Annotated in this window: 17 protein-coding genes and 1 pseudogene; 16 read left to right on the top strand and 2 right to left on the bottom strand. The window is 41.1% G+C overall.

Annotation, left to right across the window (positions count from 1 at the left end; translation table 11 throughout):
* The first annotated feature begins 3 nt into the window (after positions 1-3).
* Genes trpD through trpA form a run of 5 tightly spaced genes read left to right on the top strand, consistent with a single transcriptional unit; the run spans position 4 to position 4,334 of the window.
* A complete protein-coding gene (gene trpD / locus K1I67_RS02560) occupies positions 4-1,008 on the top strand; it encodes an anthranilate phosphoribosyltransferase (RefSeq protein WP_223338629.1) in 1,005 nt (334 codons plus the stop codon).
* On the top strand, positions 1,005-1,772 hold the full coding sequence (trpC, locus tag K1I67_RS02565) for an indole-3-glycerol phosphate synthase TrpC (protein ID WP_223338630.1): 768 nt from the start codon (positions 1,005-1,007) through the stop codon (positions 1,770-1,772). Before trpD ends, trpC begins: the two co-directional genes overlap by 4 nt.
* Positions 1,759-2,358, top strand: coding sequence for a phosphoribosylanthranilate isomerase (locus K1I67_RS02570; protein ID WP_223338631.1), 600 nt, complete (start codon positions 1,759-1,761; stop codon positions 2,356-2,358). The genes trpC and K1I67_RS02570 overlap by 14 nt, the downstream gene beginning before the upstream one ends.
* Positions 2,336-3,559, top strand: coding sequence for a tryptophan synthase subunit beta (trpB, locus tag K1I67_RS02575; protein WP_223338632.1), 1,224 nt, complete (start codon positions 2,336-2,338; stop codon positions 3,557-3,559). Before K1I67_RS02570 ends, trpB begins: the two co-directional genes overlap by 23 nt.
* Positions 3,552-4,334: a tryptophan synthase subunit alpha gene (trpA, locus tag K1I67_RS02580; protein WP_049528072.1), complete on the top strand. Its 783-nt coding sequence runs from the start codon at positions 3,552-3,554 to the stop codon at positions 4,332-4,334. The genes trpB and trpA overlap by 8 nt, the downstream gene beginning before the upstream one ends.
* Here trpA and K1I67_RS02585 read toward each other — a convergent pair.
* The gene (locus tag K1I67_RS02585) at positions 4,303-4,965 is read right to left on the bottom strand and encodes a prepilin peptidase (protein WP_049528069.1); all 663 of its coding nucleotides are present in this window, start codon (positions 4,963-4,965) and stop codon (positions 4,303-4,305) included. The genes trpA and K1I67_RS02585 overlap by 32 nt on opposite strands.
* 70 nt (positions 4,966-5,035) lie before the next feature.
* On the opposite strand from K1I67_RS02585, the gene K1I67_RS02590 reads away from it, so the two are divergent.
* From K1I67_RS02590 to K1I67_RS02625, 8 genes and pseudogenes are all read left to right on the top strand, one after another.
* Positions 5,036-5,491, top strand: coding sequence for a GNAT family N-acetyltransferase (locus K1I67_RS02590; protein WP_049528154.1), 456 nt, complete (start codon positions 5,036-5,038; stop codon positions 5,489-5,491).
* Positions 5,492-5,576: 85 nt separating this feature from the next.
* On the top strand, positions 5,577-6,326 hold the full coding sequence (gene truA / locus K1I67_RS02595; RefSeq protein ID WP_223338633.1) for a tRNA pseudouridine(38-40) synthase TruA: 750 nt from the start codon (positions 5,577-5,579) through the stop codon (positions 6,324-6,326).
* Positions 6,316-7,089, top strand: coding sequence for a bifunctional hydroxymethylpyrimidine kinase/phosphomethylpyrimidine kinase (locus tag K1I67_RS02600; RefSeq protein WP_223338634.1), 774 nt, complete (start codon positions 6,316-6,318; stop codon positions 7,087-7,089). The genes truA and K1I67_RS02600 overlap by 11 nt, the downstream gene beginning before the upstream one ends.
* Positions 7,067-7,528: an ECF transporter S component gene (locus K1I67_RS02605; protein ID WP_223338635.1), complete on the top strand. Its 462-nt coding sequence runs from the start codon at positions 7,067-7,069 to the stop codon at positions 7,526-7,528. Before K1I67_RS02600 ends, K1I67_RS02605 begins: the two co-directional genes overlap by 23 nt.
* A gap of 68 nt (positions 7,529-7,596) precedes the next feature.
* Entirely contained in the window at positions 7,597-7,821 is a 225-nt protein-coding gene (locus tag K1I67_RS02610; protein WP_000646475.1) for a YqgQ family protein, read from the top strand.
* Between the two features lie 5 nt (positions 7,822-7,826).
* The gene (locus K1I67_RS02615) at positions 7,827-8,207 is read left to right on the top strand and encodes a rhodanese-like domain-containing protein (RefSeq protein WP_223338636.1); all 381 of its coding nucleotides are present in this window, start codon (positions 7,827-7,829) and stop codon (positions 8,205-8,207) included.
* A 92-nt stretch (positions 8,208-8,299) separates the two neighbouring features.
* Positions 8,300-8,527, top strand: coding sequence for a DUF4190 domain-containing protein (locus tag K1I67_RS02620; protein WP_223338637.1), 228 nt, complete (start codon positions 8,300-8,302; stop codon positions 8,525-8,527).
* A 113-nt stretch (positions 8,528-8,640) separates the two neighbouring features.
* A pseudogene (locus K1I67_RS02625) lies at positions 8,641-8,869 on the top strand (hypothetical protein).
* Between the two features lie 34 nt (positions 8,870-8,903).
* Here K1I67_RS02625 and K1I67_RS02630 read toward each other — a convergent pair.
* Positions 8,904-9,629, bottom strand: coding sequence for a 16S rRNA pseudouridine(516) synthase (locus K1I67_RS02630; protein WP_223338638.1), 726 nt, complete (start codon positions 9,627-9,629; stop codon positions 8,904-8,906).
* 161 nt (positions 9,630-9,790) lie between these two features.
* Between K1I67_RS02630 and typA the strand changes: the two genes are divergently transcribed.
* From typA to K1I67_RS02645, 3 genes are read left to right on the top strand one after another with little or no spacing between them, the layout of a single operon-like run.
* Entirely contained in the window at positions 9,791-11,632 is a 1,842-nt protein-coding gene (typA, locus tag K1I67_RS02635) for a translational GTPase TypA (protein ID WP_223338639.1), read from the top strand.
* 19 nt (positions 11,633-11,651) lie between these two features.
* Positions 11,652-11,897, top strand: coding sequence for a DUF3165 family protein (locus K1I67_RS02640; RefSeq protein ID WP_223338640.1), 246 nt, complete (start codon positions 11,652-11,654; stop codon positions 11,895-11,897).
* A gap of 59 nt (positions 11,898-11,956) precedes the next feature.
* A complete protein-coding gene (locus tag K1I67_RS02645) occupies positions 11,957-12,253 on the top strand; it encodes a ZmpA/ZmpB/ZmpC family metallo-endopeptidase (RefSeq protein ID WP_223338641.1) in 297 nt (98 codons plus the stop codon).
* Positions 12,254-12,377 lie beyond the last annotated feature (124 nt).

The raw sequence follows: 12,377 nt of genomic DNA on the forward strand, positions 1-12,377 counted from the left end.
AAAATGAAAGAAATTATTGAAAAATTAGCGAACTTTGAAGATCTATCAGGTGTTGAAATGACAGATGTGATCGAACGCATCGTAACAGGGCGAGTGACAGAAGCACAAATCGCTTCACTACTGTTAGCTCTTAAAATGAAGGGAGAAACACCTGAAGAAAGAACAGCCCTCGCTCAAGTCATGAGAGGACATGCTCAACACATTCCAACCAACATTCAAGATGCTATGGATAATTGTGGTACAGGTGGAGATAAGTCATTTAGCTTCAACATTTCTACAACTGCAGCCTTTGTCTTGGCAGGTGGAGGAATCCACATGGCCAAACATGGAAATCGTTCAATTTCCTCAAAATCTGGTTCGGCAGATGTCTTGCAAGCTTTGGGAATCAATATTGATCTCAAACCATCACAACTGGGTAAGGTATTTGACCAGACAGGAATCGTCTTTCTATTTGCCAAAAACATGCACCCAGCCATGAAATACATTATGCCAGCTCGTTTGGAGTTGGGAATTCCAACTATCATGAATTTGACAGGTCCGCTCATTCACCCAATGGTTTTGGAAACACAGCTTCTAGGAATTAGTCGTCCGGAACTTCTGGAAAGTACTGCTCAGGTTTTGAAAAACATGGGTCGCAAACGTGCCATTGTAGTAGCTGGTCCAGAAGGGTTGGATGAAGCTGGTTTGAATGGAACTACCAGCATTGCCCTTCTTGAAAATGGTGAAATTACTTTATCAACCTTTACTCCAGAAGATTTGGGAATGGAACGCATTGCTATTGAAGACATTCGTGGAGGAAATGCTCATGAGAATGCAGCAATTCTTGTCAGTGTTCTTAATAACGAACCAAGTCCATTCTTGGAAACTACAGTCTTAAATGCTGGTCTCGGATTCTACGCCAATGGTAAAGCAGACAGTATCAAGGACGGAGTTGAATTGGCACGTCAAGTGATTGCCAGTGGTAAGGCCCTTGAAAAACTCAGACTATTACAGGAGTATCAAAGATGAGTCAGGAATTTTTATCACGTATCCTAGAGCAAAAGGCGCGCGAAGTTGAAAAGATGGAGCGAGAGGAAGTTCAGCCCTTGCGCCAGACCTATCGTTTGGCAGAATTTTTGAAGAATCACCAAGACCGCTTGCAAATCATTGCTGAGGTCAAAAAGGCAAGCCCAAGTCTAGGTGATATCAATATTGATGTGGATATCGTACAACAGGCCCAGACTTACGAGGCTAACGGCGCGGTTATGATTTCTGTTCTGACAGATGAGGTTTTCTTTAAAGGTCATTTGGATTATCTGCGAGAGATTTCTAGTCAGGTACAGATTCCGACACTGAATAAGGATTTTATTATCGATGAAAAGCAAATCATCCGTGCTCGCAATGCAGGTGCAACCGTCATCTTGCTCATCGTAGCGGCCTTATCTGAAAAACGACTGAAGGAGCTTTACGACTACGCGACAGAGCTTGGTTTAGAAGTGTTGGTGGAAACTCATAATCTGGCTGAACTGGAAGTGGCTCATAGACTTGGAGCTCAAATTATTGGTGTCAACAATCGCAATTTAACAACCTTTGAAGTTGACTTGCAGACCAGCGTGGACTTGGCCAAATACTTTAAGGATGATTGCTTCTACATTTCCGAATCTGCTATTTTTACAAAGGAGGATGCAAAACGAGTTGCACCCTACTTTAACGGAATTTTGGTAGGAACAGCCCTCATGCAAGCGGAAGATGTCGCCCAGAGAATCAAGGAGTTGCAGATTGACAAAGGTTAAGATTTGTGGACTATCGACCAAAGGGGCGGTAGAAACAGCTGTGTCATCAGGGGCCGACTATATTGGTTTTGTCTTCGCTCCTAGCAAAAGACAAGTGACCTTGGACCAGTCTGCGGAGCTGGCAACACTGATTCCTAGCCATATTCAAAAAGTTGGGGTATTTGTTTCGCCTAGTCAATCAGAACTACTAGAAGCGATTGAAAAAGTTGGCTTGGACTTGGTTCAAATTCATGGTCAGGTGGTGGATGATTTATTTGAGGATTTGCCTTGTGCCAGTATTCAGGCTGTTCAAGTAGATGGGGATGGGCATGTACCCAATTCTCAGGCAGATTATCTACTCTTTGATGCACCTGTCGCAGGAAGTGGTCAAACCTTTGATTGGGGGCAACTGGATACGACAGAACTACCTCAGGTTTTCTTCATCGCAGGCGGGCTCAATGAGGATAATGTAGAAGAAGCAATTCAACACTTTACTCCCTATGCAGTAGATGTATCAAGTGGAGTAGAATCAAACGGACAAAAAGATCATGAAAAGATTAGAAGATTTATAGAGAGGGTAAAACATGGCATATCAAGAACCAAATAAAGATGGATTTTACGGGAAATTCGGTGGACGTTTTGTCCCAGAAACATTGATGACAGCAGTATTGGAATTGGAAGAGGCTTATCGTGAAAGTCAGGCAGATCCAAGTTTCCAAGAAGAGTTAAACCAACTTTTGCGCCAGTATGTAGGACGTGAAACACCTCTTTACTACGCAAAAAACTTGACCCAGCATATCGGCGGAGCCAAGATTTACCTCAAACGTGAAGACCTCAACCATACAGGTGCACACAAGATTAACAATGCCTTGGGACAAGTTCTTCTCGCTAAACGCATGGGCAAAAAGAAAATTATCGCTGAAACTGGTGCCGGTCAGCACGGTGTAGCAACTGCAACTGCTGCAGCACTTTTCAACATGGAATGTACTATCTTTATGGGTGAGGAAGATGTTAAACGCCAAGCCCTCAATGTCTTCCGTATGGAACTTTTGGGAGCCAAGGTAGAAGCTGTAACAGATGGTTCGCGCGTGCTCAAAGATGCAGTCAATGCAGCCCTTCGTTTTTGGGTGGCAAATATCGATGACACTCACTATATTCTTGGTTCTGCCTTGGGACCTCATCCTTTCCCAGAAATTGTTCGTGATTTCCAAAGTGTTATCGGACGCGAAGCCAAACAACAGTACCGTGATTTGACAGGCGAAAATCTACCAGATGCGCTAGTTGCCTGTGTTGGTGGTGGTTCGAATGCTATCGGGCTTTTCCATCCATTTGTGGAAGATGAGTCAGTGGCTATGTATGGAGCTGAAGCAGCAGGACTAGGTGTGGATACAGAGCATCATGCAGCAACCTTGACCAAGGGTAGACCAGGTGTTCTCCACGGTTCGCTCATGGATGTGCTCCAAGATGCTCATGGACAAATCTTAGAAGCCTTTTCTATCTCGGCAGGTTTAGACTACCCAGGTATCGGTCCAGAACATTCTCATTACCACGATATCAAGCGTGCGACCTATGTTCCTGTGACAGATGAGGAAGCCTTGGAAGGTTTCCAACTCTTGTCACGTGTGGAAGGGATTATCCCAGCTTTGGAATCTAGTCACGCTATCGCCTTTGCGGTGAAATTGGCCAAAGAACTTGGCCCAGACAAGTCTATGATTGTCTGTCTATCAGGTCGCGGGGACAAGGATGTAGTTCAAGTCAAAGACCGTTTGGAAGCAGACGCAGCAAAGAAGGGAGAAGCTCATGCCTAAGACGCTAACAGAAAAACTGAACGCTATCAAAGCAACTGGAAAGGGAATTTTTGTCCCTTATATTATGGCTGGAGACCATGAAAAAGGTTTGTCTGGTCTCGGTGAAACAATTCACTTTTTAGAAGATTTGGGTGTTTCTGCCATTGAAGTGGGAGTTCCCTTCTCGGATCCGGTTGCAGATGGTCCTGTTATCGAAGAAGCAGGCTTGCGCAGTCTAGCTCGCGGAACCTCTACCCAGGCTTTGGTTGAAACCTTGAAAACCATTGAAACAGAAATTCCGCTTGTCATCATGACCTACTTTAACCCCCTCTTTCAGTACGGTGTGGAGAAATTTGTTAAAGATCTTGCTGATACAGCAGTCAAGGGTTTGATTATTCCAGACCTCCCTCATGAACATGCTAATTTTGTAGAGCCATATTTGGCGGATACAGATATTGCTTTGATTCCACTTGTCAGCTTGACGACAGGAATTGACCGTCAAAAGGAACTCATTGAAGGGGCAGAAGGATTTGTCTATGCCGTTGCTATCAATGGAGTGACAGGAAAATCAGGGAATTACCGAGATGATTTGGACAAGCACTTGGCTCAACTTCATCAAGTGGCTGACATTCCAGTTTTGACAGGATTTGGTGTATCCACTCAGGCTGATGTGGAACGCTTCAATGCTGTATCAGACGGTGTTATCGTCGGTTCCAAGATTGTTAAGGCTCTACATGAAGGACAAGTAGCAGAAATCGCCGACTTTATCCTAGAAGCAGTAGCTTACCAAAAATAATCACACAAGCAGCCAGCAAGAGGAAAGGCACGAAAGGAAGCCTTTCCTTTTGCTTTAGTAGGAGAAAGGATAGAATGCCAGTTGTGGAAGCAAATTGAATTAAAATCAGAATTTCTGCAAGTGTAAAGACGAGTGCACAAGAGGCTAGAAAGAGAAAATCACCTGCTCCTATGCGAATATCGATGAAATGAGCAATGATTCCAAGAATCAAGAAGAAAGCCATGGCCAGATTCCAATTACAGCAAGCCATGAGGATTAAGTGAAAAATTAGCCAGACGATCAAGGGATATTCTTGATGACGAAGGTCATAGATGCTTAAAGTCAAGCCAGAGGTGATCAATATGATTTGCCCCAACGTTAAAAAACTGCAAGAAAAAGCTAGAAAGACAAGTCCTAACCCCAACTCCAAAAGGGCATACCAAACAGGATAGCGAGCCTTGCAATAGCGACAGAGAAAGCGATTGAATATCTGGGACACAATCGGAATCAAATCTAGTGGTCTCAAGCGAGTCTGACAAGAATCACAGTGACTTGCAGGAAAGACGATGGATTGTTCAGGGAAGCGATCGATGACTAAGCCTAGAAAGGAAGCAAGAATCGTTCCAACAAGAAAAAAATAAAGATGAATCATACTTATTTATTCGGAAAAAATAAGAGAAAGAGTATAATAGTTGGATATAGGAGAAGTTTCAGGAGCAAATATGAAAATTCACTTTGAAAAAGGACTACAGTTAGAAAATGCCCGACTCATTAGCCAGTGGTCTAATGCTTTGGGAAAAAGTTTCCAGAAGCAATGGATGGGTCCCAAAATTTCTTATCCCTTGAATGCCCAAACCTTACAAAAGTTTGAAGGGATTTTTTCCATTTTTGTTGGAGAAGAGTTTGTAGGCATCATCCAGAAAATCAAACTAGAAGATAAAAATCTTCATATTGGAAGATTTCTCATAGCTCCACATAAGCAGGGGAAAGGATTAGGTAGAAAAGCTTTTCAATACTTTCTTCAAGAAATGTTTGAAAATGAAGAAATAGAAAGTATTTCCCTAACGGTTTTTGAGTCAAATCAAATAGCTAGAGACCTCTACCACAAAGAGGGATTTGAAATTGTTCAAACCATTGAAGTTCCTGAACGAAAATACATAATGAAAAAATCTAGATAAGAACTAAATTACACTAGAAACTGTACCCGTACAATTTTTGGTTTTCAAACTTGTTGCAGAGAAATTTTCTTGATAAAATAGATACATGACTAGATATAAAGCTATAATTTCCTATGATGGCTACGCTTTTGCTGGCTTCCAGCGGCAACCTCACGCGCGTAGTGTCCAAGAGGAAATTGAAAAAACTTTAACCAAATTAAATAAGGGACAAGCTATTACCATTCATGGCGCTGGGCGAACGGACAGTGGCGTTCATGCTTTAGGTCAGGTCATCCATTTTGACCTTCCCTATCAGATGGATGAGGAGAAACTTCGTTTTGCTCTCGATACCCAAAGTCCTGAAGATATCGATGTGATTTCGATTGAGATAGTGGTTGACGATTTTCATTGCCGTTATGCCAAGCATAGCAAGACCTACGAGTTTATCGTAGATAGAGGACGTCCTAAAAATCCTATGCGTCGTCATTATGCGACTCATTATCCTTATCCACTAGATGTGGAGCGGATGCAGCTTGCTGTAAAAAAACTAGAGGGAACACATGACTTTACTGGTTTTACAGCCTCAGGAACTAGCGTGGAGGATAAGGTTCGGACGATCACGGAAGCTAGCCTTAGAGTTGATGAAACAGGACAGTTTTTGACCTTTACATTCTCAGGCAATGGCTTCCTCTATAAGCAGATTCGAAATATGGTTGGAACCTTGCTGAAAATTGGTAACAACCGTATGCCGATTGAACAGATTGACCTCATCTTGGAGAAAAAAGACAGACAGTTGGCAGGTCCAACTGCAGCGCCTAATGGTTTGTATTTGAAGGAGATTCATTATGAAGAATAATCGTATTTTAGCACTTTCAGGAAATGATATTTTTAGTGGTGGTGGATTGGCGGCTGACCTTGCCACCTATACTTTGAATGGTCTGCATGGATTTGTAGCCATGACTTGTTTAACTGCTTTGACGGAAAATGGTTTTGAGGTCTTCCCGACGGAGGAGACTATTTTCCAACAACAGTTGGATAGCCTGAAAAGTGTAGACTTTGGAGGGATTAAGATTGGTCTCTTGCCGACAGTCGGTATTGCTGAAAAAGCATTGAATTTCATTAAGGAAAGATTAGGAGTTCCAGTAGTCTTGGACCCTGTATTGGTTTGTAAGGAAACGCACGACGTTGCAGTTAGTGAGCTCTGTCAAGAGTTGATTCGCTTTTTCCCTTATGTATCAGTGATTACTCCGAATCTTCCTGAGGCAGAGTTGCTTTCAGACCAAAAGATTGAAAGTCTGGAAGATATGAAGGCTGCAGCGCAGAAATTACATGACTTGGGTGCACCAGCAGTGATTATCAAGGGTGGAAATCGCCTCAGTCAGGATAAGGCTGTGGATGTCTTTTATGATGGGGAGAATTTCACTATTCTTGAAAATCCAGTCATCCAAGGACAAAATGCTGGTGCAGGATGTACCTTTGCATCAAGTATTGCTAGTCAGTTAGTCAAGGGAGAGGAACTATTACCAGCAATTGAAAGTTCCAAAGCCTTTGTTTACCGTGCCATTGCACAAGCAGATCAATATGGAGTGAGACAGTATGAAGCAAACCAAAACAACTAAAATCGCCCTAGTATCTATCTTGGCAGCTAGTTCTGTCGTATTGGGGTATTTTATTAAAATCCCGACACCAACTGGATTTCTAACACTTTTGGACGTTGGAGTCTTCTTCACAGCCTTTTACTTTGGCAGTCGTGAAGGGGCCGTTGTTGGAGGTTTAGCAGGATTTCTTATTGACCTCATTTCAGGCTACCCTCAGTGGATGATTTTTAGCTTAATTAACCATGGTTTCCAAGGTTATTTAGCAGGCTTTAAAGGGAAATGGCAATGGCTAGGCTTAGTCTTAGCGACTTTATTCATGGTAGCTGGTTATGCCTTGGCATCAGCTTGGATGAATGGTTGGGGTGCAGCTATTCCAGAAATCATTCCAAATCTCATGCAAAATATCGTTGGAATGACTTTAGGATTTCTTCTTTGTCATAGTGTAAAGAAATTCAGATAATAGTAAAATAAGGAAACCAACCCCGAACTATTAGGGAACTATTGAAAAAACTCTGATTATTTGCTAAAATGAAAGCTATGAAAACACTCTACGATGTGCAACAATTTCTCAAACAGTTTGGTATCATTGTCTATATGGGAAAACGTCTCTATGACATTGAACTGATGAAGATCGAGCTATCTCGAATCTATGATGCAGGCTTGATGGACAAGCTGGATTATCTTGAAGCAGAAGCTGTTCTTCGCAGAGAGCACAAACTAGAATTAGACTATTTAGAAAAAAATGGAGATTAGGTAATATGGTAACTTGGGTATTATGGGGACTTATTATAGCGATGTTGGCTTGGATGGGATACAACTATCTTCGTATTCGCCGTGCAGCGAAAATTGTAGACAATGCAGAGTTTGAGTCTTTGATTTGTACAGGTCAGTTGATTGATTTGCGTGATCCAGCTGATTTTCATAGAAAACATATCCTCGGAGCTCGTAATATCCCTTCAAATCAATTGAAGACGAGTCTTGCAGCTCTTCGCAAGGATAAACCTGTCCTTCTCTATGAAAACCAACGTGCGCAACGTGTCACAAACGCAGCACTGTTTTTGAAAAAACAAGGTTTCTCAGAAATCTATATTCTCTCTTACGGATTGGATTCTTGGACAGGGAAGGTGAAATCTAATTAACAATGTGAAAAAAGTTGTCACATATGTTTAATATAAAGTCTTGGCTTTTTATGGTATAATTGTTAGTATAAAATTTAAGGAGTTTTTTGAAGATGAAAGAAAAGAAAAAACCATCACTTGTTTTAGGTATCCTATCTATCGTCCTTGGTTTGTTATCTCCAATCGTAGGTCTCGTTTTGGGGATCATTGGTCTAGTCTTGGCTAATTCACATCAAAAAGAATCTGAACTTGATTATAAAACAGAACGAATTCTTAATATCGTAGGGATTGTCATTTCAGTCCTTAACTGGATTGCAGGAGTCGTTTTGATGATGCACTAATCAGGATTCTAACAAAAAAAGCTTTATTTTTAAAGCTTTTTTGTTTTATCCAATTGATAAAGTTAATTTTTATAGTATTATTCATTTGTATGAGTTTAAGGAGTTTATAGGATATGCAAGAAAAGAAAAAAACGTCACTTGTTTTAGGGATCCTATCTATCATATTTGCCTTTGGATTTCCAGTGTTCAGTATTATTTTTGGTGTTTTTGGTTTGGTCTTGGCTAATTCACATCAAAAAGAGTCTGGACTATAAGACAGAAAAAATTCTCTCTATTTTAGGGATTGTTCTCTCTGTACTTTTCTGTATCCTAGTTATCTCGCAACTTTCGGGAATTCATTAAAACAAAAAAGCTTTAGTTTTAAAGCTTTTTTGTTTTATCCACTTTTCTCTAAGTATTTTTTAATGATTTTCAATTCCTCTTGGTTCAAGGACCGGTATTGACCCTCTGTTAGGTTTGGGTCTAAAATGAAATCCCCGAACTGAACTCGTTTTAGAGCTGTGACCTTGACACCAACTGAAAGGAACATTTTTTTGACCTGATGAAATTTTCCTTCTGATATTGTAATGGAGGCTTGGCTGAAACTAGGACTTGAAGACAGAATCTCAAGTTGAGCAGGTTTACAGGTAGTTCCGTCTAAAAATACAATTCCATCCTTAAATTCTAGGATATGATTAGGAGTCAGTGCTCCATTGACCTCAACATGGTAAGTTTTATCCACATGATATTGAGGGTGGAGGAGCTGAAAGCCTAGGGGGCCATTATCCGTTAAGAGGAGGAGCCCTGTTGTATCTCGATCTAGACGACCGATGGCATAGAGTTGGTTAGACTGGAGGTGCTGAGGAAGGAGGTCCATGACCGTTGGGAGTTTCTTATCCTTGCTTGCAGTCACGACTCCATTTGGCTTATGGAGCATGAGGTAGGTGTGTTCATATCCTTGAATTCTTCTGCCTTGGAAAATCAGTTCTTGCAACCCTGTATCAGTATTTTGTGCAAGGGAAGTAGCAGGGAGTCCATCAACTAAGATTTCTTTTTTCAGAAGAGCTTGTTTCATGCTCTTACGGCTGATTTTTTCCTGGGCCAATAAATTATCTAAACGCATACCAGCTTATCTTATCACAAGTTGGGATTTTTGAAAAGAAAAGAGAAGTCATGAATTTTCTTTTGAAAACATTTACACTTACTTGAGTTATGCCATTTGCTTAAAATTGTGGTATAATCGTTCAGTTAGAAAATAAATTTTTGAATACAATAGAGGAAATCATGACAAAATTAAGAGAAGATATCCGTAATATCGCGATTATCGCCCACGTCGACCACGGGAAAACAACCCTCGTTGACGAATTGTTGAAACAATCTGAAACTCTTGACGCACGTACAGAGTTGGCAGAGCGTGCTATGGACTCAAACGATATTGAAAAAGAGCGTGGAATTACAATCCTTGCGAAAAATACAGCAGTTGCCTACAACGGAACTCGTATCAATATCATGGACACGCCAGGACACGCGGACTTCGGTGGAGAAGTTGAGCGTATCATGAAAATGGTTGATGGTGTTGTTTTGGTCGTAGATGCTTACGAAGGAACTATGCCACAGACTCGTTTCGTATTGAAAAAAGCCTTGGAGCAAGACCTTGTGCCAATCGTTGTGGTCAACAAGATCGATAAACCGTCAGCTCGTCCAGCAGAAGTAGTAGATGAAGTCTTGGAACTTTTCATCGAGCTTGGTGCGGATGATGACCAGCTTGACTTCCCAGTCGTTTATGCGTCAGCTATCAACGGAACATCTTCATTATCAGATGATCCAGCAGATCAAGAAAAGACTATGGCGCCAATTTTTGATACCATTATCGACCACATTCCGGCTCCAGTTGATAACTCAGATGAACCCCTTCAATTCCAAGTGTCACTTCTTGACTACAACGACTTTGTAGGCCGTATCGGTATCGGACGTGTCTTCCGTGGTAGTGTAAAGGTTGGGGACCAAGTTACCCTTTCTAAATTGGACGGTACAACCAAGAACTTCCGTGTTACAAAACTTTTTGGTTTCTTTGGTTTGGAACGTCGTGAAATCCAAGAAGCCAAAGCTGGTGATTTGATTGCTGTATCAGGTATGGAAGATATCTTTGTCGGTGAAACCATTACTCCAACAGATGCAGTTGAGGCATTGCCAGTTCTTCACATTGATGAGCCAACTCTTCAAATGACCTTCTTGGTCAACAACTCACCATTTGCTGGTCGTGAAGGTAAGTGGGTAACTTCTCGTAAGGTTGAAGAACGTTTGCAAGCAGAATTGCAAACAGACGTTTCTCTTCGTGTAGAACCAACTGACTCGCCAGATAAATGGACTGTTTCAGGACGTGGGGAATTGCACTTGTCAATCCTGATTGAAACCATGCGTCGTGAGGGCTATGAGCTTCAAGTATCTCGTCCAGAAGTTATCGTAAAAGAGATTGACGGTGTCAAATGTGAGCCGTTCGAGCGCGTGCAAATCGACACACCAGAAGAATACCAAGGATCTGTTATCCAAAGTCTCTCTGAACGTAAGGGTGAAATGTTGGATATGGTCTCAACTGGTAATGGTCAAACTCGTTTGGTCTTCCTTGTTCCTGCGCGTGGTTTGATTGGATACTCAACCGAATTCTTGTCAATGACTCGTGGTTACGGGATTATGAACCATACATTCGATCAATACTTACCATTGATTCCAGGTGAAATTGGTGGACGTCACCGTGGTGCCCTTGTTTCTATCGATACTGGTAAGGCAACAACTTACTCAATTATGTCTATCGAAGAACGTGGAACTATCTTCGTTAACCCAGGAACTGAAGTATACGAAGGAATGATCATCGGTGAAAACTCTCGTGAAAACGACTTGACTGTTAACATCACAAAAGCGAAACAAATGACCAACGTTCGTTCAGCTACTAAGGACCAAACAGCAGTTATCAAGACTCCTCGTATCTTGACTCTTGAAGAATCACTTGAGTTCTTGAACGACGATGAGTACATGGAAGTAACTCCTGAATCTATCCGTTTGCGTAAACAAATCCTTAACAAGGCGGAGCGTGAGAAAGCAAACAAAAAGAAAAAATCAGCTGAATAAGAGCTAGAAAGAGCAGAAAATGGTCTATTTAATCATAGGGATTTTATTACTCTTACTCTATGTATTTGCGACACCTCAAAGTATCAAGGGAACGGTCAACATTGTTATTCTAGTATTTGCTTTTGTTGCCCTATTGATTCTATTGATGTTGTCAATCTTACAAATCTTCCAACTGCCAACAGAATTCTTTATCACAGTAGCTATGCTTGCTCTCACTTTCTTTAGTTTGCGAGACATATCCTTAATGTCGGTGAAAAAGAGATAGGAAAATGGCTTTGGAGATCTGCTAGAATTCAGTAAAGCTATTTATAAAACATACCACAAGTGAAGTCAGAAAAACTGATTTCACTTGTGGTTTTTTTGCTCTGTAACAAAGAAATCATATTTAATTTTCTTGATATTGACTACAAAGGTAAGCAGGAAGTGATTTCCAGTCCTGAACGAATGAAGCAATTGATGGATGAAGCGGTAAAAGAAGAACTTGCTCAAATCAAAGCAGGAAATATCAGCCAAAAACAATACCGTTTTATTGAAACTCCTGTTCAGACGTTGAAAAAAGCTATATACAAAGCATATCTCAAGGAATCAAATGAGTTTAGAAATTCCATCTATACTTCTTAAGGGAAAGATAAGTCTATCATTAGGAATTCATAGCAATTTTGCTACTCGGTAAGATTAAATAGTTAGCTAGGTTCGAGACAGAAAAACACCTTTTGAATTGCAAGTTTTCGCAGTTCAAAAGGTG

Source organism: Streptococcus infantis (assembly GCF_019929575.1).
Taxonomy (GTDB): Bacteria; Bacillota; Bacilli; order Lactobacillales; family Streptococcaceae; genus Streptococcus; species Streptococcus infantis_L.

What these genes read in the sequence shown, in the direction of transcription:
- trpD (WP_223338629.1), top strand. Translation starts at nt 4, where the DNA reads ATGAAAGAAATTATTGAAAAATTAGCGAACTTTGAAGATCTATCAGGT.
- trpC (WP_223338630.1), top strand. Translation starts at nt 1,005, where the DNA reads ATGAGTCAGGAATTTTTATCACGTATCCTAGAGCAAAAGGCGCGCGAA.
- trpB (WP_223338632.1), top strand. Translation starts at nt 2,336, where the DNA reads ATGGCATATCAAGAACCAAATAAAGATGGATTTTACGGGAAATTCGGT.
- trpA (WP_049528072.1), top strand. Translation starts at nt 3,552, where the DNA reads ATGCCTAAGACGCTAACAGAAAAACTGAACGCTATCAAAGCAACTGGA.
- K1I67_RS02585 (WP_049528069.1), bottom strand. Translation starts at nt 4,965, where the DNA reads ATGATTCATCTTTATTTTTTTCTTGTTGGAACGATTCTTGCTTCCTTT.
- K1I67_RS02590 (WP_049528154.1), top strand. Translation starts at nt 5,036, where the DNA reads ATGAAAATTCACTTTGAAAAAGGACTACAGTTAGAAAATGCCCGACTC.
- truA (WP_223338633.1), top strand. Translation starts at nt 5,577, where the DNA reads ATGACTAGATATAAAGCTATAATTTCCTATGATGGCTACGCTTTTGCT.
- K1I67_RS02600 (WP_223338634.1), top strand. Translation starts at nt 6,316, where the DNA reads ATGAAGAATAATCGTATTTTAGCACTTTCAGGAAATGATATTTTTAGT.
- K1I67_RS02605 (WP_223338635.1), top strand. Translation starts at nt 7,067, where the DNA reads ATGAAGCAAACCAAAACAACTAAAATCGCCCTAGTATCTATCTTGGCA.
- K1I67_RS02610 (WP_000646475.1), top strand. Translation starts at nt 7,597, where the DNA reads ATGAAAGCTATGAAAACACTCTACGATGTGCAACAATTTCTCAAACAG.
- K1I67_RS02615 (WP_223338636.1), top strand. Translation starts at nt 7,827, where the DNA reads ATGGTAACTTGGGTATTATGGGGACTTATTATAGCGATGTTGGCTTGG.
- K1I67_RS02620 (WP_223338637.1), top strand. Translation starts at nt 8,300, where the DNA reads ATGAAAGAAAAGAAAAAACCATCACTTGTTTTAGGTATCCTATCTATC.
- K1I67_RS02630 (WP_223338638.1), bottom strand. Translation starts at nt 9,629, where the DNA reads ATGCGTTTAGATAATTTATTGGCCCAGGAAAAAATCAGCCGTAAGAGC.
- typA (WP_223338639.1), top strand. Translation starts at nt 9,791, where the DNA reads ATGACAAAATTAAGAGAAGATATCCGTAATATCGCGATTATCGCCCAC.
- K1I67_RS02640 (WP_223338640.1), top strand. Translation starts at nt 11,652, where the DNA reads ATGGTCTATTTAATCATAGGGATTTTATTACTCTTACTCTATGTATTT.